Source organism: Saccharopolyspora terrae, from assembly GCF_004348435.1.
Taxonomy (GTDB): domain Bacteria; phylum Actinomycetota; class Actinomycetes; order Mycobacteriales; family Pseudonocardiaceae; genus Saccharopolyspora; species Saccharopolyspora endophytica.
The window spans coordinates 1-21466 of sequence record NZ_SMKS01000089.1; the positions used below are offsets into that span (position 1 = coordinate 1).

The 21466-nt window shown below is 70.7% G+C and carries 20 protein-coding genes; 16 read left to right on the plus strand and 4 right to left on the minus strand.

Annotated features, from left to right (window positions below; all coding sequences use genetic code 11):
* Positions 1-250: 250 nt before the first annotated feature.
* The gene (locus E1181_RS28690; protein ID WP_132679541.1) at positions 251-1834 is read left to right on the plus strand and encodes a putative glycoside hydrolase; all 1584 of its coding nucleotides are present in this window, start codon (positions 251-253) and stop codon (positions 1832-1834) included.
* A gap of 51 nt (positions 1835-1885) precedes the next feature.
* Here the strand turns inward: E1181_RS28690 and E1181_RS28695 are convergent, their stop codons facing one another.
* Positions 1886-3112, minus strand: a complete 1227-nt coding sequence (locus E1181_RS28695) for a cytochrome P450 family protein (RefSeq protein ID WP_132679542.1) — start codon at positions 3110-3112, stop codon at positions 1886-1888.
* Between the two features lie 350 nt (positions 3113-3462).
* On the opposite strand from E1181_RS28695, the gene ggt reads away from it, so the two are divergent.
* The 13 genes from ggt to E1181_RS28760 all read left to right on the plus strand — a co-directional run bounded on the left by ggt (position 3463) and on the right by E1181_RS28760 (position 15893).
* On the plus strand, positions 3463-5238 hold the full coding sequence (gene ggt, locus E1181_RS28700) for a gamma-glutamyltransferase (RefSeq protein WP_132679543.1): 1776 nt from the start codon (positions 3463-3465) through the stop codon (positions 5236-5238).
* 279 nt (positions 5239-5517) lie between these two features.
* Positions 5518-6063 (plus strand): peptide deformylase, encoded by a 546-nt coding sequence (gene def, locus E1181_RS28705; RefSeq protein ID WP_132679544.1) that lies wholly within the window; start codon positions 5518-5520, stop codon positions 6061-6063.
* Positions 6064-6065: 2 nt separating this feature from the next.
* Positions 6066-6989, plus strand: a complete 924-nt coding sequence (fmt, locus tag E1181_RS28710; protein WP_132679545.1) for a methionyl-tRNA formyltransferase — start codon at positions 6066-6068, stop codon at positions 6987-6989.
* Positions 6986-8395 carry an RsmB/NOP family class I SAM-dependent RNA methyltransferase gene (locus E1181_RS28715; protein ID WP_132679546.1) on the plus strand — a complete coding sequence of 470 codons (1410 nt, stop codon included), beginning with the start codon at positions 6986-6988 and terminating at the stop codon, positions 8393-8395. The genes fmt and E1181_RS28715 overlap by 4 nt, the downstream gene beginning before the upstream one ends.
* A gap of 7 nt (positions 8396-8402) precedes the next feature.
* Positions 8403-8855 carry a nucleoside deaminase gene (locus E1181_RS28720; protein ID WP_235877122.1) on the plus strand — a complete coding sequence of 151 codons (453 nt, stop codon included), beginning with the start codon at positions 8403-8405 and terminating at the stop codon, positions 8853-8855.
* 106 nt (positions 8856-8961) lie between these two features.
* Positions 8962-9369, plus strand: coding sequence for an OsmC family protein (locus E1181_RS28725; RefSeq protein WP_132679548.1), 408 nt, complete (start codon positions 8962-8964; stop codon positions 9367-9369).
* Between the two features lie 238 nt (positions 9370-9607).
* Positions 9608-10993 carry an amino acid permease gene (locus E1181_RS28730; protein WP_132679549.1) on the plus strand — a complete coding sequence of 462 codons (1386 nt, stop codon included), beginning with the start codon at positions 9608-9610 and terminating at the stop codon, positions 10991-10993.
* A gap of 114 nt (positions 10994-11107) precedes the next feature.
* Positions 11108-11788, plus strand: a complete 681-nt coding sequence (gene rpe, locus E1181_RS28735; protein ID WP_132679559.1) for a ribulose-phosphate 3-epimerase — start codon at positions 11108-11110, stop codon at positions 11786-11788.
* Positions 11789-11822: 34 nt separating this feature from the next.
* Complete coding sequence (ribD, locus tag E1181_RS28740) at positions 11823-12842, plus strand: bifunctional diaminohydroxyphosphoribosylaminopyrimidine deaminase/5-amino-6-(5-phosphoribosylamino)uracil reductase RibD (protein WP_132679550.1); 1020 nt, start codon at positions 11823-11825, stop codon at positions 12840-12842.
* A gap of 37 nt (positions 12843-12879) precedes the next feature.
* Positions 12880-13539 (plus strand): riboflavin synthase, encoded by a 660-nt coding sequence (locus E1181_RS28745; RefSeq protein ID WP_132679551.1) that lies wholly within the window; start codon positions 12880-12882, stop codon positions 13537-13539.
* Entirely contained in the window at positions 13536-14834 is a 1299-nt protein-coding gene (locus E1181_RS28750; RefSeq protein ID WP_132679552.1) for a bifunctional 3,4-dihydroxy-2-butanone-4-phosphate synthase/GTP cyclohydrolase II, read from the plus strand. The genes E1181_RS28745 and E1181_RS28750 overlap by 4 nt, the downstream gene beginning before the upstream one ends.
* A 124-nt stretch (positions 14835-14958) precedes the next feature.
* Entirely contained in the window at positions 14959-15459 is a 501-nt protein-coding gene (gene ribH, locus E1181_RS28755; protein ID WP_132679553.1) for a 6,7-dimethyl-8-ribityllumazine synthase, read from the plus strand.
* A complete protein-coding gene (locus tag E1181_RS28760; RefSeq protein ID WP_132679554.1) occupies positions 15456-15893 on the plus strand; it encodes a PH domain-containing protein in 438 nt (145 codons plus the stop codon). The genes ribH and E1181_RS28760 overlap by 4 nt, the downstream gene beginning before the upstream one ends.
* 420 nt (positions 15894-16313) lie before the next feature.
* On the opposite strand, the gene E1181_RS28765 is transcribed toward E1181_RS28760, so the two are convergent.
* From E1181_RS28765 to E1181_RS28775, 3 genes are all read right to left on the minus strand, one after another.
* A complete protein-coding gene (locus E1181_RS28765; protein WP_132679555.1) occupies positions 16314-16688 on the minus strand; it encodes an FKBP-type peptidyl-prolyl cis-trans isomerase in 375 nt (124 codons plus the stop codon).
* Between the two features lie 196 nt (positions 16689-16884).
* On the minus strand, positions 16885-18054 hold the full coding sequence (locus E1181_RS28770; protein ID WP_132679556.1) for an MFS transporter: 1170 nt from the start codon (positions 18052-18054) through the stop codon (positions 16885-16887).
* Positions 18047-18802, minus strand: coding sequence for a DeoR/GlpR family DNA-binding transcription regulator (locus E1181_RS28775; protein ID WP_132679557.1), 756 nt, complete (start codon positions 18800-18802; stop codon positions 18047-18049). The genes E1181_RS28770 and E1181_RS28775 overlap by 8 nt, the downstream gene beginning before the upstream one ends.
* Positions 18803-18979: 177 nt before the next feature.
* Between E1181_RS28775 and E1181_RS28780 the strand changes: the two genes are divergently transcribed.
* Positions 18980-20002 carry a beta/alpha barrel domain-containing protein gene (locus E1181_RS28780; RefSeq protein ID WP_235877123.1) on the plus strand — a complete coding sequence of 341 codons (1023 nt, stop codon included), beginning with the start codon at positions 18980-18982 and terminating at the stop codon, positions 20000-20002.
* Between the two features lie 76 nt (positions 20003-20078).
* A complete protein-coding gene (locus E1181_RS28785) occupies positions 20079-21158 on the plus strand; it encodes a glycoside hydrolase family 172 protein (RefSeq protein WP_132679558.1) in 1080 nt (359 codons plus the stop codon).
* Positions 21159-21466: the final 308 nt, after the last annotated feature.

A 21466-nucleotide genomic window follows, 5' to 3' on the forward strand; every position in this document is an offset into this window, starting at 1 on the left:
GGTGCGCTGCACGCGGCGGACGCGAACAACATCGCGAGCGCGGCGGCGCGAACCGTGGTTCTGGAGGGCAACATCGGAACCAACGGTATAGATCAGGTTCCAGTTTCGGGATACTCCAACTGGCCAATTGATCTAGCCCGATCCGACTGCGACAGTGGGTTTCCGGACGCCGGGAGCGGCCGGAACACAATTGTCCAGCAAGGAAATTCGTGCACCGCGCGAGTTCGCCTAAGTCGGGGAGGCGAAACCGATGTCGGATGCTGCTTCAGCGCGCGCCCGCATCAAGGCCATCAGCGCCGGAATGCCCAAGTACGTCGTGATCGGAGTCGGCACCGCGCTGGTGCTGCTCTTCGGTTTCCTCCTGTTACGCATGCTGTCCACTGAGGACGTGAAGATCACCGGTTTGGATCAGCCGGTGAACACCAATGCCGAAGTCGGTATCCAGGGCGTGAACAACGCCAAGATCACGGTCGACGGCCGGGAAATCGCCGCGCGGCAGGTCGCGGGCGGTATGGCCCTGACGCCCGCCGTGCTGCCGGACGGACGGCACGAGTTGGTCGTCGACGCACCGCGCAGCATCTCCTGGCTCGGTTCAGACACCACGAGTCACGAGTTCACTGTGGACAGCACGCCACCGGACCTCCAGGTCGAGGACTCGCTGCGGCCGGAAGGCCCCAACCGCCCGGTCACCGTCAACGGCAAGGCCCACGGGGCCGAGCGCGTCGAGGTCGCGGGCAAGCAGGTCAAGACCGACCCGCAGGGCGCGTTCAGCGTCGTGGTCGACAAGCCGGACCGCGACGTCAAGGTCGTCGCCACCGACGTGGCGGGCAACCGGGCCGAACGGGTCATGACCGTCCACATCAAACACCCGGGCATGCGCGCGGTGCACGTCACCGGCATGGCCTGGACCAGCGACTCGCTGCGCGAGCCGATCCTGGAGATGGCCCGGCAGGGCAAGATCGACACCGTCGAGCTCGACCTCAAGGACGAGAGCGGCGAGGTCGTCTACGACTCCGCGGTCCCGATGGCCCACCAGATCGGTGCCGTCAAGGGCTACTACAACGCGCGCCAGGCGCTCGACCAGCTGCACGGCATGGGCGTGCGGGTCGTCGGCAGGCTCGTGGCGTTCAAGGACCCGGTGCTCGGCGCGGCCTCCTGGAACAGCGGCCACCCCGAACGCGTCGTGCAGACCTCGGGCGGTTCGCCCTGGTCCAGCGGCTACGGGCAGTACGCGTTCACCAACTTCGCCGACCCGGTGGTGCGCCAGTACAACGTCGACATCGCCGCCGAAGCGGCCCAGCTCGGCTTCGACGACGTGCTCTACGACTACGTGCGCCGGCCGGACGGTCACATGGAGGAGATGCGGATCCCGAACCTGGTCGGCACACCGGAGACCTCCATCGCGGAGTTCCTGCGCCAGACCCAGACCGAGGTCCGCTCGCGCGGCGCGCTGCTGGGCGCATCGGTGTTCGGCATCGCCGTCGACCGGCCGACCGAGATCGCCCAGGACGTCCGGCAGATGTCGCACTACGTCGACTACATCGCGCCGATGGTCTACCCGTCGCACTGGGCGGCCGGGGAGTTCGGCGTCGGCAACCCCAACAGCCAGCCCTACGACATCGTGGCCCGCTCGCTGGCCGCGTTCGGCAAGGCCGTGGAGGGGACCGACGTGCAGATCATCCCGTGGCTGCAGGACTTCAGCCTCGGGGTCTCCTACGGCCCGGGCGAGGTCGCGGCCCAGATCGACGCATCGCGCAGCAACGGGATGAACTCGTTCCTGCTGTGGGCGCCGAACTGCCGCTACCACGACGCAGCACTGGTACCGAGGGGCTGACCGGGACGGGCCGTTCGCACCGGTCTCGCCGGACGAACGGCCCGCTCGCCCTCAGATCCCTTCCGGGACGGGGATCGCGAACAGGTCGACGTGGCCGTTGGAGATGAACGACGGTCGCTGCCTCAGTTCGCCGAACGCCGCGGTCAGCCGCGGGAAGCGGTCGAACAGCGCGGACAGCGCGATGCGGGCCTCCAGGCGGGCGAGCTGGGACCCGACGCAGAAGTGCACGCCGTGACCGAAGCTGAGGTGCGCGGTGTCGGCGCGGGCCGGATCGAAGAGATCCCCGTCGGCGCGGTGCGCGGGATGCCGGTTGGCCGCCAGCAGACCCGCCACGATCGGCTCTCCCGCTCGTATCGCGCCGCCGCCGGGCAGCTCGATGTACTCGATGGCGAAGCGCAGCGGCAGGTTGGCCAGCGGTGGCTGCCAGCGCAGCGTCTCCTCGATGACGGCGTCCCAGCTGAGCTCGCCCGCCCGGATCGCGGCCAGGTGCCGAGGTTCGGTGAGCAGCTCGGCGATGGCGTGTCCGAGGAGGTTCACGGTCGTCTCGTGGCCCGCCGAGAACATCAGCATCAGGGTGTCGGTCAGCTCGCCGTCCGACAGGCGCGAACCGTCCTCGTCCTGCATGGCCAGCAGGTCGCTGGTCAGGTCGTCGCCCGGATTCCGCCGGCACGACGCGACGTGCTCGCCGAACAGCCGGTACAGGGTTTCCATCCCGGCCACCACCTGCTCCGGTGTGGCCGTCGTGCTGAAGAACAGCTCCACGAGCCGGCGCATCTCGTCCAGGGAATCGCGATCGGTGATGCCGAGCAGCGAGCTGATCACCGCGACGGGCAACGGGTTCGCGAAGCGCGCGCGCAGGTCGACCGCGACCCTCGGCCGAGCGGAGGCGACCTCGTCGAGCAGCCGGTCGGTGATCCGCTCGATGTGCGGGCCCAGGCCGCGGATCCGGCGGGTGGTGAACGCCGGGGCGATCAGCGCCCGGAGCCTGCGGTGCTCGGCGCCGTGCGAGTTGAACATGTTCCGCATCGAGACCCAGGTGTGCAGCGGCCAATCCGCGGGCAGGTCGCGGTACCCGGGCCAATGCCGGTGCGGGTCCTTGGAAACGCGGGGGTCGGCGAACAGCGAGCGCAGCACCTCCGGGTCGGTGACCAGCCACGCCTCCACCTCGCCGGGCAGCACCACCCGGGTCGCGGGGCCTCGCGCGCTGAGCCCTGCCGCCTCGGCGTGCAGTTCGCTCCCGGTCGGGTCGAGCGGGTAGGGGCACTTGGAGGGTTCCATCGATCGGCTCCGTCACGTCGTTCCCGCACGCCGCGGTGGCGCGCGCCCATCGTGGCGCGATCGCAATTCCTCCGGTGCGCAGCGCTGAAATGACCACCGTTCAGACCCGTGGCGCGCACACTCGTCCGATCAGCCGCCGACGGATCGCGCGCGGACGATCTGGTGCGGGGTGGGCGGCCCGTTCGCCTCGTCGGGCGAGTCGCGCGGTCCGTTCGCCGGGTCTGCAAGAAACTGCTCTGGGAAAACGCGGCGCGGTCTGGCTCCGGGAACCGGTGTTGATGTATGTCAGTGGGCGGCCCGCGGTTCACGGGCGCGCGCCAACAGCAGAGGAACGCAGGAGGTTCTCGACGATGCGATCGAGTGTCCGGGTGGGGTTGAGCGTGCTCGGGGTGTGCGCGCTGGTGACACCGGTGGCGCAGGCCGCGCCCGAACCGCCCAAGCAGGCCGAGGCCGTCGGCTTCGGCGGCGCGGTCTCCAGCGTCGACCCCGACGCCACCCGAGCCGGTCTCGACGTGCTGCGCCGCGGCGGAACGGCCGCTGACGCTGCCGTGGCCACCGCCGCGGCGCTGGGCGTCACCGAGCCGTACTCGGCGGGCATCGGCGGCGGCGGGTTCTTCGTGCACTACGACTCCGCGACCGGCGAGATCGACACCATCGACGGACGCGAGACCGCACCCGCGTCGGCGCGCGAAGACCTGTTCCTGGAGAACGGTCAGCCGATCCCGTTCGACGAGGCCGTCACCAGCGGGCTCGGCGTCGGCGTCCCCGGCACCCCGCGGACCTGGGAACGCGCCCTGGAGCGGTGGGGCAGCCAGGACCTCGGCGAGGTCCTGCGGCCCGCCGAGCGGCTGGCGCGCGACGGCTTCGTCGTCGACGAGACGTTCCGCTCCCAGACCGCCGACAACCAGGAGCGCTTCAGCGCGTTCCCCGCCACGCGCGAGCTGTTCCTGCCCGGCGGGCAGCCGCCCGCCGTCGGCAGCGTGCACCGCAACCCCGACCTCGCCGACACCTACCGGCGGCTCGGGGACGAAGGCGCGAAGGCACTGCACTCCGGCGACATCGGCGCCGACATCGTCGACACCGTCAACCAGCCGCCCGTCGACCCCGCCGCCGGGCTGAAGGTCCGGCCGGGCGCGATGACCGCCTCCGACCTGGAGGACTACGAGGTCGTCGACCGCGAGCCCACGCACTCCGGCTACCGGGGCTACGACGTCTACGGCATGGCCCCCTCCGGATCCGGCGGCACCACCGTCGGCGAGGCGCTCAACATCCTCGAACGCGGTGACCTCGCTGCCGCCGACAAGACCGGCTACCTGCACCGCTACCTGGAGGCCAGCAAGCTCGGCTTCGCCGACCGCAACCGGTGGGTCGGTGACCCCGCCTTCTCCGAGGTGCCCACCGAAGGACTGCTCAGCGACGAGTTCGCGGCCTCACGCGAGTGCCTGATCAGCGACGACGCCGTGCTCCCGGCCCCGGCGGCGCCGGGTGATCCCGCGTCGCCGCAGGGCTGCGAGGGCGGCCAGGGCGGCGGCGAGCCCTACGAGGGCCCCAACACCACGCACCTGACCGTGGCCGACGCCAGCGGCGACATCGTGTCCTACACGCTGACCATCGAGCAGACCGGCGGCAGCGGCATCGTGGTTCCCGGACGCGGGTTCCTGCTCAACAACGAGCTCACCGACTTCAGCTTCACCCCGGTCACCCCTGGCGTGCCGGACCCGAACCTGCCGGGTCCGGGCAAGCGGCCGCGCAGCTCCATGAGCCCGACGATCGTGCTGCAGGACGGCAAGCCGGTGCTCGCGGTCGGCAGCCCCGGCGGCTCGACGATCATCACCACCGTGCTGCAGACGCTCACCGGCCGGTTGGACCGGGGGCAGTCGCTGGTCGACGCGATCGCCGAGCCCCGGGCCTCGCAGCGCAACAGCGCCACCACCGACGCCGAGCCCGGCTTCCTGGCCCAGCCCGAGGCGGCGAAGCTCGAAGCCCTCGGGCACCGGTTCGACTCCACCGACGAGATCGGTGCGGCCACCGGCGTCGAACTGCTCCCCGACGGGCGCTGGCTCGCGGCGGCAGAACCCCACCGCCGGGGCGGCGGCGCGGCGGGAGTCGTCGTCCCCACCCCCTGACGGAAGGCTCCGGCACCCCCGACATCACCCCCACTTCGAATTTCGCGCGAAATTCGAGTCGCAAGGTTCGGACTCGAATTTCGCGCGAAATTCGACACCCAGCTTCCCGACCAGGCACTACACGCCCGACCGCGGGGGGAGCCTTCGCATTTCGCGCGAAATTCGAAACGGGACGCAACGGGGTGCACCGCGTTGCGGCTGGCCGTGGTGGGTCGAGGCGGAGTGCGGGGTGCGGCGACTAGACTCGTCGGGTCGTAGTCGACGTTTCAGGGAGACCAGGTGACCGTCCAGCCGATCAGACTCTTCGGCGACCCCGTTCTGCGTACCAAGGCCGACGAGGTGGTCGACTTCGACAAGGAGCTGCGCACCCTCATCAAGGACCTCTGGGACACCATGGAGGACCAGGGCGGCGCCGGCCTGGCCGCTCCGCAGCTGGGCGTGAGCCTGCGCGTGTTCACCTACCACTGCGACGGCTTCGCCGGGCACCTCATCAACCCCACCTGGACCGCCGTCGGCGACGACGGCCAGCTCGGGCCCGAGGGCTGCTTGTCGATCCCCGGGATGTCCTGGGACTGCCTGCGCTCCCAGCACGTCGTCGCGCGCGGCTGGAACGCCCACGGCGAGCCGATCGAGGTCGAGGGCACCGACCTGCTCGCGCGCTGCATCCAGCACGAGACCGACCACCTCGACGGCGTGCTGTTCCTCGACCGCCTCGACGAGGAGACCCGCAAGGCGGCGATGCGCGAGATCCGCCAGGCGTCCTGGTTCGACGGCGACGTCCCGGTCCTGAAGCAGAACCCGCACCCGCTGTTCGGAGGCCGCTGACGATGCGCGTCGTCTTCGCCGGAACCCCCGCGCCCGCCGTGCCCGCGCTGCAGGCGCTGATCGACTCCGACCGGCATGAGGTCGCCGCCGTCGTCACCCGCCCGGACGCTCCCGCCGGCCGGGGCCGCAAGCTCGTGCGCTCGCCCGTCGGGGCGCTCGCCGACGAGCACGGCATCGAAGTGCTCACCCCCGCGAAGGCCTCCGAACCGGAGTTCCTGGCGCGACTGCGCGAGATCGGCCCGGACTGCTGCCCGGTCGTCGCCTACGGCGCGCTGCTGCGCGAGGAGGCGCTGTCGATCCCCGAGCACGGGTGGGTCAACCTGCACTTCTCGCTGCTGCCCGCGTGGCGCGGTGCCGCGCCGGTGCAGGCCGCGATCCGGCACGGCGACGAGATCACCGGCGCCAGCACCTTCCGCATCGTCCGCGAGCTCGACGCCGGACCCGTGTTCGGCGTGGTCACCGAGCAGATCCGCGGCACCGACACCTCCGGTGAGCTGCTGGAACGACTCTCGATCTCGGGTGCGGGCCTGCTGGCCGCCACCCTCGACGGCATCCAGGACGGCAGCGTCCGCGCCGAGGACCAGCCCACCGACGGCGTCAGCTACGCGCCGAAGGTCACCGTCGACGACGCCAGGGTCGACTTCACCGCACCGGCCGCCGCAGTCGACCGGCTCGTCCGCGCCGTCACCCCCGAACCCGGGGCGTGGGCGCTGCTGGGGGAGGAGCGGTTCAAGCTCGGCCCCGTCACCGTCACCGACGAGCAGCTCCCGGCGGGCGAGATCAAGGCCGAGAAGCGACGGGTGCTGGTCGGCACCGGAACCACCGCGGTCGCGCTCGGCGAGGTGCAGGCTGCGGGCAAGAAGCGCATGGCCGCCACCGACTGGGCCCGCGGAACACGCATCGAGCAAGGAGAAAAGCTCCAGTGACTGAACGCCGCCGACGGCCCTCCCGCCCGTCGAAGGCCCGCCCGCCGCAGCGCAAGCCCAACCCGCGACCGGTGGAGGTCGACCCGGTGCGGCTGGTGGCGGTGGAGACGCTGCGCGCGGTCCGCGAGCGCGACGCCTACGCGAACCTGGCGCTGCCGCCGCTGCTCAAGCAGCGCCGCATTTCCGGACGCGACGCGGCGCTGGCCACCGAGCTCACCTACGGAGCCTGCCGCGCGAAGGGCCTGCTGGATGCGGTGATCGGCGAGTGCAGCACCCGCCCGCTGTCCGAGATGGACCCGAAGCTGCTGGACGCGCTGCGCGTCGGGGTCTACCAGATCCTGCGCACCCGGATCCCCGCGCACGCCGCCGTGGCATCCACTGTGGACATCGTTCGGTTCGAGAACGGTTCCAAGATGTCCGGTTTCGCCAACGCCGTGCTGCGGCGCGCGACCGAGCTGGACGAGCAGGGGTGGGTCGACAAGATCGCCCCGAACTCGGACGAGGACCCCGTCGGCTACCTGGCGATGAAGCACGCGCATCCGAAGTGGATCGCGCGGGCGTTCGCCGACGCCCTCGGGCTCGACGAGCTCGAAGACGCCCTGGCTGCCGACGACGCCCGCCCGGCCGTGCACCTGACCGCGCGACCCGGCGAGATCAGCGCCGACGAGCTCGCCGCCATCACCGGCGGCGACCCCGCGCCCTACTCGCCCTACGGCGTGCGGCTCGAGGCCGGTGCCGGAGACCCGGGTGACCTGGAGCCGGTGCAGGAGGGCTTCGCCGCCGTCCAGGACGAAGGCAGCCAGCTCGCCAGCCTCGCCGTCACCCGCCCCGAGGTCGAGGGCTCCGACCTGCGCTGGCTCGACCTGTGCGCCGGCCCCGGCGGCAAGGCCGCGCTGCTGGGCGCGCTGGTCACGCTCGACGGCGGCACCCTCGACGCGGTCGAGCAGGCGCCGCACCGCGCCGAGCTGGTGCGCAAGGCCACCGACGGCCTGTCGGTCACCGTGCACACCGGCGACGGCCGCGACCCCGGGCTGGAGCCCGGTTTCGACCGCGTGCTGGTCGACGCGCCCTGCACCGGGCTGGGCGCGCTGCGGCGACGCCCGGAGGCGCGCTGGCGGCGTCAGCCCGGCGACGTCGGAGAGCTGACCAAGCTGCAGCGCGAGCTGCTGATCTCCGCGATCGGTCTCACCCGGCCCGGCGGCATCGTCGGCTACGTCGTGTGCTCGCCGCACCTGCCCGAGACCGAAGGCGTGGTCGCCGACGTCGTGCGCCGCACCGGCGTCACCCAGCTCGACGCGCGCGAGCACTTCCCGGACGTGCCCGACCTCGGGGAGGGGCCCGGCGTGCAGCTGTGGCCGCACAAGCACGGCACCGATGCCATGTTCTGCGCCCTGTTCCGGGTCTGACGAAGGAGTGTCCGAAGTGGACTACCGGGAGTGGTTGCGGGTCGCCGTCGAGGAGGCCGAAGCGAGCCTGGCCACCGGCGGAATCCCCATCGGGGCCGCGCTGATCGGTGCGGGCGGGGAGGTGCTCGGACGCGGGCACAACCGGCGCGTGCAGGACGACGACCCGTCGGTGCACGGTGAGACGGCTGCCTTCCGCAACGCCGGTCGGCAGCGCTCCTACAGCGGCACCACGATGGTCACCACCCTCTCGCCCTGCTGGTACTGCAGCGGCCTGATCAGGCAGTTCGGCATCGGCCGCGTCGTCATCGGCGAGGCCCGCAACTTCCACGGCGGCCACGACTGGCTCGCCGAGCACGGCGTGGACGTGGTGGTCCTCGACGACGACGCCTGCACCCGCATGATGGCCGACTTCATCGCCGCTCATCCGCGGCTGTGGAACGAGGACATCGGCGAGGAGTGAGAGCGTCGTCTCTCAGCGGAACATCGTCGGGCGTCGGCCGGTTGACCGGGGCAGGCGGGCTCGATGAAGGTTGGGCGGCCCCGCAATCCGACGACAGGTGGTTCGAATGTCCTCCACTCCGGTTGAAGTGACCCGCACCGGCGAGCACACGTTCACCGCGACCAACTCGCGCGGCGCCGAGGTCGCCGTGGGTCGCGACGGTGCGCCCGGCGCGTTCACCCCCGGTGAGCTGCTGCTCGCCGCCGTGGCCGCGTGCTCGGTGGTGACCAGCGAGAACCTGTTCGTCCGGCGGATCGGCGAGGACGCCCAGCTGGTCGCGCGGGCCGACCGGACCAAGAACCCCGAGGACGAGCACAAGTTCGCCGAGATCCAGGTCGCGCTGGAAGCCGAGCTCGACGGGGTCGAGAACCGCGACAAGCTCCTGGACGCCGTCCAGCGCGCCATCGAGAAGTACTGCACCGTCAGCCGCTCGGTGGAGGAGTCCACCCCGATCAATCTCACCCTCCCGCGCTGATCCGCCTCCCGCGCGGGGCGCGTCCCCTTGGCAACGGGCGGTTTTGGTCCGAACCGTCCATGATCCGTGCTCCTTTTGCCGGGTCGGTTCGGGCCACAACCGCCCCCTGCGCCGCCCTGGTGAGGGTTCCGGGGGAGTCGTAGGCAACGCTTCGGCAACCTCGGGGCCGGAGATCCGAAGCGCGTCGTAAGGTGCTCGGACGTCCGAACAGGTCGGCGACGAGCAGGAGGCAGTTCAGGTGGTAGACGACACCGCACCGGCCCAGCGGTCCGGGTTGCGCCGGGCCCTCTCCGGGCGCCAGGTCGGCATGATCGCCATCGGCGGCGCCATCGGGACGGGGCTGTTCCTCGGATCCGGCCTGGCGATCTCCATCGCCGGACCCGCGGTGATCCTCGCCTACGCCGTGGCAGCCTTCGCTGCGCTCGCCCTGGCCTACGCGTTGGCCGAGATGATCGTGGTGCACCCCGAAGCCGGTGGCTTCGGCGCCGTCATCCGCGAATACCTCGGTGGCCTGCCGGGCTTCATCTCGCGCTGGATCTACTGGGCCGCGCAAGTGGTCAACATCGGCAGCGAGGTCATCGCCGCCGGTCTCTACCTGCAGTTCTGGTACCCGCAGCTGCCGCTGTGGATGCCGGTCGTGGCCTTCTCCGTGGTGATGCTGGCGATCAACCTCGCCGCCGTGCGCTTCTTCGGCGAGTTCGAGTACTGGTTCGCCATGATCAAGGTCGTCACCATCGTCGTGTTCGTGGTGCTCGGCATCGTCTACATCGTCTTCGGCCTGCCCGGGCAGGCGCCCGCCGGAGTCGGAGCGCTGACCGAGCACGGCGGCTTCCTGCCCAACGGGCTCGGCGCGGTGTGGCTCGCGCTGACCGTGGTCACCTTCTCCTACCTGGGCACCGAGGCGGTGTCGATGACCGCCGCCGAGTCCCGCGACCCCGCCCGCGACGTCCCGCGCGCCGCGCGCAGCACCGTGCTGCGGCTCGCGCTGTTCTACGTGATGGGCATGCTCGTGGTCGTCTCGATCCTGCCCTGGGACCAGATCTCCTCGTCCGAGGACGTCACGCAGAGCCCGTTCGTGCGCCTGTTCAGCATGGTCGGCATCCCCGCGGCGGCCGGGATCATGAACTTCGTGGTGCTCACCGCGGCGCTGTCGGCGATGAACACCAACCTGTACCTGACCGCCCGCATGACGCACTCGCTCGCGCTCGACGGATACGCCCCCCGGTGGTTCGCCGGGGTCAGCGCCAACGGCGTCCCGCGTCGCGCGCTGGTGCTCTCGGCGGCGGGCCTGGCGCTGGCCGCCGCGCTGGCGGTGTTCACCGAGGAGAGCGCGTTCCCGCTGCTCATCGGCCTGGCGCTGTTCGCGGCGCTGGTGGTGTGGCTGATGATCTTCGCCTCGCACCTGGTGTTCCGCCGTCGCCGTGCCGCCCAGGGCCTGGACCCCTCCCCGGTCCAGCTGCCGGGCGCCCCGGTGACCACCGTGCTGGCGATGCTGTTCGTCGCGGCCGTGCTGCTCACGACCCCGTTCACCGAGCAGTTCAACACCGCGTGGAAGGCGGGCGTGCCGTTCCTGGTCGTCCTGTGCATCGCCTACTACGCGATCAACCGCAGGAAGGCGGCTTGACCGAGAAAGGTGGGCCCCGGCGACCACTCGTGACGGGGAGGCCGCCATCGGAGGAGGGCGTGGGGTCGGCTCGGCCGCGTGGGATTTAAACTCGCGCATGTGTCGAACCAGCCGATGATCGCGCCTTCCATCCTCTCCGCAGACTTCGCCCGGCTCGCCGAAGAGATCTCCGCCGTGGGCGGAGAACCCGGCAAGCGGGCCGACTGGCTCCACGTCGACGTGATGGACGCGCACTTCGTCCCGAACCTCACGCTGGGCCTGCCCGTCGTGGAGTCGATCCTCAAGACCACCGACATCCCGATCGACTGCCACCTGATGATCGACGACCCGGACCGCTGGGCGCCGGGCTACGCCGAGGCCGGCGCGCACAACGTCACCGTGCACGTCGAGGCCGCCCACGACCCGGTCAACCTCGCCAAGGACCTGCGCGCCGCTGGTGCCAAGGCCGGTCTGGCGATCAAGCCGGGCACGAACTTCGACGACTACGTCGAGGTCCTCAAGCACTACGACACCCTGCTGGTGATGTCGGTGGAGCCGGGCTTCGGCGGCCAGAAGTTCATGGCCGAGGTCCTGGACAAGGCCCGCAAGGCCCGCCAGCTGGTCGACACCGGGCACCTGAAGCTGCTCGTGGAGATCGACGGCGGCATCAACGCCGAGACCATCGAGCAGGCCGCCGAAGCCGGCGTGGACTGCTTCGTGGCGGGCTCGGCCGTCTACAACGCCGAGGACCCCGCCCAGGCCATCGAGGCGCTGCGGGCCACCGCCGCGCCGGCGTTCGCCCACGCCCGGGCCTGATCACCACCGCCGCGCATCGCCCGAGGAGCACGTCATGACCGCTGAGGTCGAAGTCCGGGCGATGCGCACCGCGATCGCGGCCAGCGAGCGGGTTCGCGGCACCACCAGCCCGAACCCGCCGGTCGGCTGCGTGATCCTCGACGCGCGCGGCGAGGTCGCCGGAGTCGGCGCGACCAGTCCGCCCGGCGGCCCGCACGCCGAGGTCAACGCCCTGCGCGAGGCCGGAGCCCGCGCCGAGGGCGGCACCGCCGTGGTCACCCTCGAACCCTGCGCGCACTCCGGCCGCACCCCGCCGTGCACCGACGCGCTGCAGGCCGCCGGGGTGGCCCGCGTGGTGCACGCCGCCTCCGATCCGAACCCGTCGGCCTCCGGCGGGGCCGAGGTGCTGCGGAGCGCCGGGGTCGACGTCCACAGTGGTCTGCTCGCCGACGAGGTCGCGAAAGGTCCGCTGCGGGCCTGGTTGCACTTCGTCCACACCGGACGGCCCCATGTAACCTGGAAGTACGCGGCCACATTGGACGGACGTTCAGCGGCCGCGGACGGCACCAGCAAGTGGATCAGCTCGGCCCAGTCGCGGGCCGAGGTGCACCGGGTGCGCGCGGCGATGGACGCCATCGTCGCGGGCACCGGCACGATCCTCGCCGACGACGCGCAGCTCACCGCCCGCGACCCGGACGGGAACCTGCTGGACCGGCAACCGCTGCGGGTGGTCATCGGCGACCGCGAGATCCCACCGGGTGCGCGCGTCCTCGACGACGCAGCCGAGACCCTCCGGCTGCCCGGCGGCGACCCCGCCGCGGCGCTGGCCGAACTGGCCGGACGCGGAGTGGTCGACGTGCTGCTGGAAGGCGGGCCGACCCTGGCGGGCGCCTTCTGGGAAGCCGGCCTGGTCGACCGGGTGCTGGCCTACGTCGCACCGGCCCTGCTGGGAGCCGGGCCCGCCGCGCTGGGAAGTGCGGGCGTGGGAAGCATCTCGCAGGCATGGCGGTTGCGGATCGAAGAGACGACGATGAGTGGCCCGGACGTCCGGATCAGCGCGGTCCCCCAGGACTGAGTCCGGTGCGACCCGCAAGGGCAGGCAGGAGGCAGCAGTGTTCACCGGGATCGTCGAGGAACTCGGCACCATCGAGACCGTGGAGCCCCTTGAGGACGGCTCGCGGCTGACCATCAGTGGTCCGGTGGTCACCCAGGACGCCAAGCACGGCGATTCGATCGCGGTCAACGGCGTCTGTCTCACCGTGGTCACCACCGAGGGCGGCGCGTTCACCGTCGACGTGGTCTCCGAGACGCTGCGCCGCTCCTCGCTCAAGCACATCGCCGCAGGTGAGCGGGTCAACCTCGAACGCGCCATGGCGCTGGGGGAGCGCCTGGGCGGGCACATCGTGCAGGGTCACGTGGACGGCACCGCCGTGCTGCGCGACACCGACGAGGCCACCGGGCTGACCTCCTTCGAGCTGCCCGGGCACCTCGCGCACTACCTGGTGGAGAAGGGTTCGATCACCGTCGACGGCGTGTCCCTGACCGTCGCCGAGATCGCCGACGGCGAGCCCGCGCGGTTCTCCGTCGCGCTGATCCCCACCACCAAGGAGCTGACCACCCTCGGCCGACGCGCCGCAGGTGACGAAGTGAACATCGAGGTGGATGTGCTGGCCAAGCACCTGGAACGGCTCTCCGCAGCTCAGCTGGCCGGGCACGACCATGGTGCACCCGCGGTGACGGGGGACAATGGCGGCATCAGGGAGGCGCGATGAACCCCGAGGACGAGGTTTCGGAAACGGTGAGCACGAAGAAGTTCGACACCATCGAGCGGGCGTTGGCCGATATCGCGGCCGGCAAGCCGGTGATCGTCGTCGACGACGAGGACCGCGAGAACGAGGGCGACCTGATCTTCGCCGCCGAGAAGGCGACGCCAGAGCTGGTGGCCTTCATGGTCCGCTACACGTCGGGCTACATCTGCGTCGGCATGCCCGCCGAGGACTGCGACCGCCTCGACCTGCCGCCGATGTACCACTCCAACCAGGACCGCAAGGGCACCGCCTACGCGGTCACGGTGGACGCCGCCGACGGCGTGACCACCGGCATCTCCGCGGCCGACCGCGCCAAGACGCTGCGCGTGCTCGCCGACGCCGAAGCCACCCCGAAGGACCTCACGCGTCCGGGCCACGTGGTGCCGCTGCGCGCCCGCGAGGGCGGCGTGCTGCGCCGTCCCGGGCACACCGAGGCGTCGGTGGACCTGTCGCGTCTGGCCGGGCTGCGTCCGGCGGGGGCGCTGTGCGAGATCGTCAGCCAGAAGTCCGAGGGCGACATGGCTCGCCGCGACGAGCTGGAGGTCTTCGCCGATGAGCACGACCTCGCGCTGATCACCATCGCCGACCTGATCACCTACCGCCGCCGCTTCGAGAAGCAGGTGGTGCGCGTGGCCGAGGCCCGCATCCCCACCGTGCACGGCACTTTCCGGACCGTCGGCTACGACAGCACGCTCGACGGCATCGAGCACCTGGCGATGGTCTACGGCGACATCGGCGACGGCGAGAACATCCTGGTCCGGGTGCACTCCGAGTGCCTGACCGGCGACGTCATCGGCTCGCTGCGCTGCGACTGCGGCCCGCAGCTGGACGCGGCGATGGAGAAGGTCGCCGCGGCCGGGCGCGGCGTGGTGCTCTACATGCGCGGTCACGAGGGACGCGGCATCGGGCTGATCCACAAGCTGCAGGCGTACCAGCTGCAGGACGACGGCGCCGACACCGTCGACGCCAACGTCGCGCTGGACCTGCCGGTGGACAGCCGCGACTACGGCCAGGGCGCGCAGATCCTGTGCGACCTGGGCATCAAGTCGATGCGGCTGCTGACCAACAACCCGGCCAAGCGGATCGGTCTGGAGGGCTACGGCCTGCGGATCGTCGACCGCGTGCCGCTGCCGATCCGCCCGAACCCGGAGAACATCCGCTACCTGCGGACCAAGCGCGACCGCATGGGCCACGTATTGGACAATCTGGACGACGGCGAGGACTCCTCGATCAGCGGTGACACCGGCGTGACGGCGTGAGCTTCGCCGGAGCAGCAGCTCTCGAGAACCGCACCTCAGGGGACCGTGCAGCAACCCGGCCAGGGCCGGAGCGCCACCACCGCTGAGGAGCGCGGAGAGGCGGAACAGTGAGGCGGGACAGGCAATGAGTGGGGAAGGAAGGCCGCGGATCAGCGTGCCCGAGGCGGGCGAGCTGTCGGTCGGCATCGCGGCGATCCGCTGGCACGAGCGGCTCGTGGACCAGATGCTCGACCGCGCGGTGGAGGCGGCCAGGCAAGCCGGCATCGCCGAGCCGACCGTGGTCCGGGTGCCGGGCTCGGTGGAGCTGCCGGTGGTGTGCCAGCAGCTCGCGCACTCGCACGACGCCGTGGTCGCGCTGGGCGTGGTCATCCGCGGCGGCACCCCGCACTTCGAGTACGTGTGCGACTCGGTCACCCAGGGCCTGACCAGGGTGTCGCTGGACGAGTCCACGGCGGTCGGCAACGGCGTGCTGACCTGCGACACCCTGGAGCAGGCCGAGGCCCGCGCCGGGTTCGCCGACTCGGTCGAGGACAAGGGCTTCGAAGCCACCGCGGCGGCGCTGGAGACCGCGCTCGTGCTGCGCGAACTGCGCGGCGGCGTGGACGGCGACAGGGGGTTCCTGTGAGCGCCGAAGCCGTGGTGGTCCGCCCCCGCAAGGTCCGCCGGGTGGCGATCCCGATCGCGATCCTGCTGATCGTGGTGTTCGCGCTGGTCGGAACGCTGCTGCGGAACACCCCGACCGGTGTGGTGTTCAACCTCTCCGACCAGATCGCGATGGGCGTGCTCGGCCTGCTGCTGGCGTCCGGCGTGATGCTGCTGACCAGGCCGCGGCTGCGCGCCGACGCCGACGGCCTGGAGGTCCGCAACATCATCGGCACCCAGCGCATCCCGTGGCAGCTGGTGCAGGGCGTCACCTTCCCCGACGGAGCCCCGTGGGCGCGGGTGGAACTGCCCGAGGACGAGTACGTCCCGATCATGGCCGTCCAGGCCACCGACGGCGATCACGCGGTCACGGCCATGCGCAGCCTGCGAGAACTCCGCCGCACGATCGACGCCTGACCCAGAACCCCAGAAACCCCGGTGATCCCCAGGACCACCGGGGTTTCTCGCATCCACCCCAGCCCCGGTACCGGAAGAACCCGGATTACCGCCGTATTCGGGTACCCGATTACCGCCGTATTCGGGTACCGGTCGTCGCCCTTGGCCCCCGGGGCGTCGGAACCTCGGTGGCCACGGGGTGCTCACCGGGGCTTCCGCCTCCATCCGGTCTCGGTGCTGGGTGGACCCGGATTACTGCCGTGATCGGGTGTCTGAGTACGGCAGTAATCCGGGTGCCTGGTCGTCGACGGCCGGTGATCGGGGTGTAAAAAACCCCGGTGATCGTGTGGAGATCACCGGGGTTCTCACGTCCTCATCCGGTTCTGCCGGAGGGTGCGGATCACTTACCTGAATACTGGCGCAATCCGCGTGGGTGGGGTGTCAGCCTGCGGAGACGAGGTCGCAGACGAAGATGAGGGTCTCGTTGGGGGCGATGACGCCCGGGACGCCGCGGGGGCCGTAGCCCATGTGCGGCGGGATGGACAGGCGACGGCGGCCGCCGACCTTCATGCCCTGCAGGCCCTTGTCCCAGCCCTCGATGACCATGCCCGAGCCCAGCTGGAGCTCCAGCGGCGTGCCGCGGTTCCAGCTGGCGTCGAACTCCTGGCCGGTGCTGTGCGAAATGCCCACGTAGTGCGCGGCCACCTTGTCGCCGACCTTGGCCTCCGCGCCGTCGCCGACGATGAGGTCCTCGATCACCAGGTCTGCCGGCGGCTCGCCGGTCGGTGCCTCGACGACGGGCTTCTCGTTGCTCACGAAGTGCTCCTAGAAGTTCGGAAACGTTCACCGACCATTGTGGTCGCACCCGACGCCCCAAGCACGCCACCCCACCCCGTCCCCCGGCGCGACCGGATTTCAGTGGAAGTCGGGACTGCCGGGCGACCGGAATTCAGTGGAAGTCAGGAACCGGATTTCCACTGAAATCGGGGACCCGAGTTCCACTGAAATCCGGTCAACCTCGAACGGGGCGGGGGCGGACGATCGGGGCTGTGAGGGCCACGACGAGGGCCAACGCGGCCGGGATGAGGAGCGCGGTGGTGAGGTCGGTCCAGTGGGTGATGACGCCGATGACGACCGGGCCCGCCAGCAGACCGCCGTAGCCGAGGGTGCTGACCTGGGCGAGGTCGCGGCCCGCGCGGGCCGGGTCCCGGGAACCGGCGGCGCTGAAGACCTGCGGGATGATGCAGGACAGGCCGATGCCGAACAGCGCGAAGCCGATGATCGCCGCCACCGGGTGGTGCGCCAGCAGTCCCGCGCCCATGCCGACACCCGCGATCAGACCGCAGGTGCGGACCAGGACGACCGGGCCGAAGCGGGCCACCAGGTGGTCGCCGAGGAAGCGGCAGATCGCCATCATCGTGGAGAACACCGCGTAGCCGATCGCCGCGATCGCCGGGCTCGTCCGCAGCTCGTCGTGCAGGTACAGCGGTGACCAGTCGGCCATCGAACCCTCGCCCAGCGAGCAGCTGAACGCCAGGACGCCCAGCAGCAGGATCGCCGGCGACATGCCGCGAGCGCGGCTCCGCTCGGCCGCCTCCTGCGGTTCGGCGGGCAGCAGCCGCCGGCGCGAGGCCTCCACCAGCAGCGCCAGCGCGATCGCCGCCAGCGTGAAGTGCAGCGACACCGGCGTGCTCAGCTGCGCGGCCACCGCCCCGACGCCCGAGCCGATCAGACCGCCGACGCTGAACAGCGCGTGGAAGGTGATCACGATGGGCCGCGAGTAGCGCCGCTGCACCTGCATCGCGTGCGCGTTCATCGCCACGTCCACCACGCCGTGCCCGGCACCGAACAGCACCAGGCCGCCCACCAGCACAGGCAGCGAACCCGCGTAACCCGGCACCAGCAGGCTCGCGGCCATCGCCAGCCCGGCGGGCCCGAGCACGCGGGCGCTGCCGAATCGGTCGGCGAGGTGCCCGACGACCTGCATCGCCAGCACCGATCCCACGGCGATCGCGAACAGCGCCACCGTCACCTGGCCGTCGTCGAGCCCCAGGTCCTGCTTGATCGCCGGGATCCGCGAGGTCCAGGTGCCCAGCGCCGCACCCGTGGCCACGAAGTAGCCGATCACTCCCCAGCGAGCGCGGCGGTCGGAATCGGCGGGAGCGGAGAGCGTTTCAGACAACGCGGACCTCCACACCGGCCGCCTCCAGCTCCGCGAGCATCTCGGTGGGCGCGCTGCGATCGGTCACCACCACGTCCAGGCTCGTCACCGGGCACACGAAACCCAGCCCGGTGCGGGCGAACTTGGCGCCGTGGCACACCGCGATGACGCGTTGCGCCGCGTCCGCTGCCGCGTTCTTGATCGGAACCTCCTCCAGGTCGTGCGCGGTCAAGCCGCGCTCCGCCGACAGGCCGCACACCCCGAGCACGGTGGTGTCGACCCGCAGCGCGCGCAGCGATGTCTCGGTCAGGTGGCCGACGAAGGACAGCTCGCCCGGTTTCGCCCGGCCGCCCGGCAGCAGCAGGTCGACCTCGGCGGCGTTGGCCAGAACGTTGGCCGCGTGCATGTCCAGCGGGATCGCGGTGACCCGGCGCTCGGCCAGCCGCCGCGCGACCTCGCGGGTCGTGGAGCCGCTGTCGAGGATGACCGACTCGCCGTCGGCGATCAGCGACTCCACCTCGGTGGCCAGCCTGCGCTTGACCTCCACCGAGTCGCGCTCCCGCAGCGAGAACGGGGCGGACTGGCCGCGCAGGAAGCTCACCGCGCCGCCGCGCACCCGCCGCAGCACGCCTTGCTCGGCGAGCTGGTCGAGGTCGCGCCGGATGGTCATCTCCGAGCAGCTGGTGGCCGCCGCCAGTTCGGCGACCGTCACCCGTTCGGCCTGGCGAAGCCGCTCGATGATGATCTGGCCTCGTTCTGAACTCTCCACGTGTTCAATCGAACATGATCTGCGTTCGAAACGCAATCGCCCGCGGGGAACTGTGTGCGAACCCGCATGGGGACATCGCCGGTCGTGGGGGACAATGGACGGTGGTCGGCCGCCGGCACACGGGCCGCGGCCGTTCGTCGGTCCACGAGGCCGACCGGGGCGCCGCAGGAGGAGATCGTGAGCTTGGCCCAGGAGCGCAACCTTCGGTTGGTGCGAGACGACAGCGCCGAACCCGGTGTGCGGCTCGGTGACATCAGGCTGCGCAACCGCCTGGTCACCTCGTCCAGCCTGCTCGGCTACGGCGTGGCCAACGCCAAGGTCATGGCCTACGGCATGAGCCCCATCTCGAACTTCGTGCCGCTGGAGCGCTTCGGCGCCGTCACCACCCGCACGGTCACCGTCGAACCGCGCGAAGGCCACTTCACCACCAAGGACGACTGGGAGCTGCGCGAGCTGCCCGCCCTGCTCAAGCGCTACGGGCAGGCCCTGCGTCAGGTCGACGGCGGCTGGCTCAACGCCTTCGGCTGGTGCAACGTCGGCATCGACGCCTACCTGCGCGACTACTACCCGCGCACCCGCGCGCAGAACACGATCATGTCTGTCGGCGGCTTCTCGACCGAGGAGTTCGTGACCCTGGTCGACAAGGTCAACGCCTCCGTGCCGGTCGGCGAGATCGCGGCGCTGGAGTTCAACGTCTCCTGCCACAACGTCAACTTCGACTTCAACCAGATCATCGAGTCGGTGCTGGCCGAGGCCGTGCCGCGCAGCAACCACCCGGTGATCCTCAAGCTCTCGCCCGACTACGACTACATCGGCCACGCCCGCCTCGCCGCCAAGCACGGCGTGTCCGCGCTGACCGCGATCAACACCGTCAAGGGCCTGCGCCTGGACCCGGAGACCGGCACCCCGCTGCTCAAGAACGGCTTCGGCGGGCTGTCCGGCCGCGCGATCAAGCCGATCGGCCTGCGGGTGGTCAAGGAGCTGCGCGACGCCGAGGTGACGCTGCCGATCATCGCCACCGGCGGCATCCGCAGCTTCGACGACTGCCGCGAGTACTTCTGGGCCGGTGCCGACGCCGTCAGCCTCGGCAGCGCCAGCTGGTTCGCCAGCTACCCGGGCTACGCCCTCTCGCCGATCTACGGCGCCCGCATCCGGAACCTGTTGCGACGCATCGAGAACTACACGCCGCCGGCTCGGTGAAACGAGGCCGGCCGGGCGGCCCGAGATGGTAGACAGTGATGATCGACACTGTCGTCTGCCAACTGGGGAGGCCGTTGTGGCCGGTTACGGGGATTTCGGGAGCAGTCTGAGGGACCTGCCGCGGCTGCGCGCCACGCGCCGCGGCAGGGTGTCCAGCTGGGACACCTCCGGAGGCAACCAGGACAACGTGCGCGTCATGCCCGGCGAGACGCGGCTGCTCGCCGACATCACCGGGCCCGGGGTGATCACCCACATCTGGTGCACCGTCGCGCTCGACCACGTCGGTGAACCCGTCGAGCTGGAAGCCGACTACCTGCGGCGGCTCGTCCTGCGCATCACCTGGGACGACCAGCCGCACCCGGCGGTGCTGGTGCCGCTGGGCGACTTCTTCGGGGTCGGGCACGCGCACAGCGTCAACTTCAGCTCCGCGCCGCTGCAGATGAGCCCGCAGGACGGCAAGGGCTTCAACTGCTGGTTCGCGATGCCCTTCGCCGGCCGCGCCCGCGTCGAGCTGGTCAGCGAGATGAGCGTCAAACCCGTGACGTTCTACTTCTACGTCGACTACGAGAGCTACGGCGAAGCCGACCCCGAACTGGCCTACTTCCACGCCCAGTGGCGGCGGCAGAACCCCACCGACGGCGTCCCGCAGGGCGACCAGACCAACGAGGAGTTCCTCTTCGGCGGCCACAACACCGACGGCGCGGGCAACTTCGTGATGCTGGAGGCCGAAGGGCGCGGGCACTACGTCGGCACCGTGCTCAACGTGCACAACCTGCGCGAGACCACCGAGTGGAACTGGTACGGCGAGGGCGACGACATGTTCTTCATCGACGGAGAACCGTGGCCGCCCCGCCTGCACGGCACCGGGACCGAGGACTACTTCAACACCGCGTGGTGCCCGAACCAGGAGTTCCACGGGCCCTACCACGGGATCACGATGCCCGGCGGCGAGAACTGGAGCGGCCAGGTCTCCTACTACCGCTTCCACATCGAGGACCCGATCGTCTTCGACCGCTCCATCAAGGCCACCATCGAGCACGGTCACGCCAACAAGCGCTCGGACGACGTCTCCTCGACGGCCTACTGGTACCAGACCCTCCCGGCGCTCCCGGTCACCCTCGCCCCGGTGGAGGAGCGCATCCCGCGCCCCCTCTGACCGTCACCCGACCAGGGACGTTCTCTTCGAATTTCGCGCGAAATTCGAGACCGAAACCGGGGTCTCGAATTTCGCGCGAAATTCGAAGGCTGCGCGCGCAGGTCGAATTTCGCGCGAAATTCGACGGTTCGCCCTGCCCGGGTGACGCCTAGATGTAGTGCCTTGGGAGGTTGTGAACGGGTGACACGGGGTCGGATGATCTTGGAATGAGTGAGGACCTCCGGGTTCGGTGTGGATCACCACAATCTGCACCGATCACCAGGAGGTCCTCGTGTGTCACCGTAACGCTCCGCTGACCGAGACGGGCA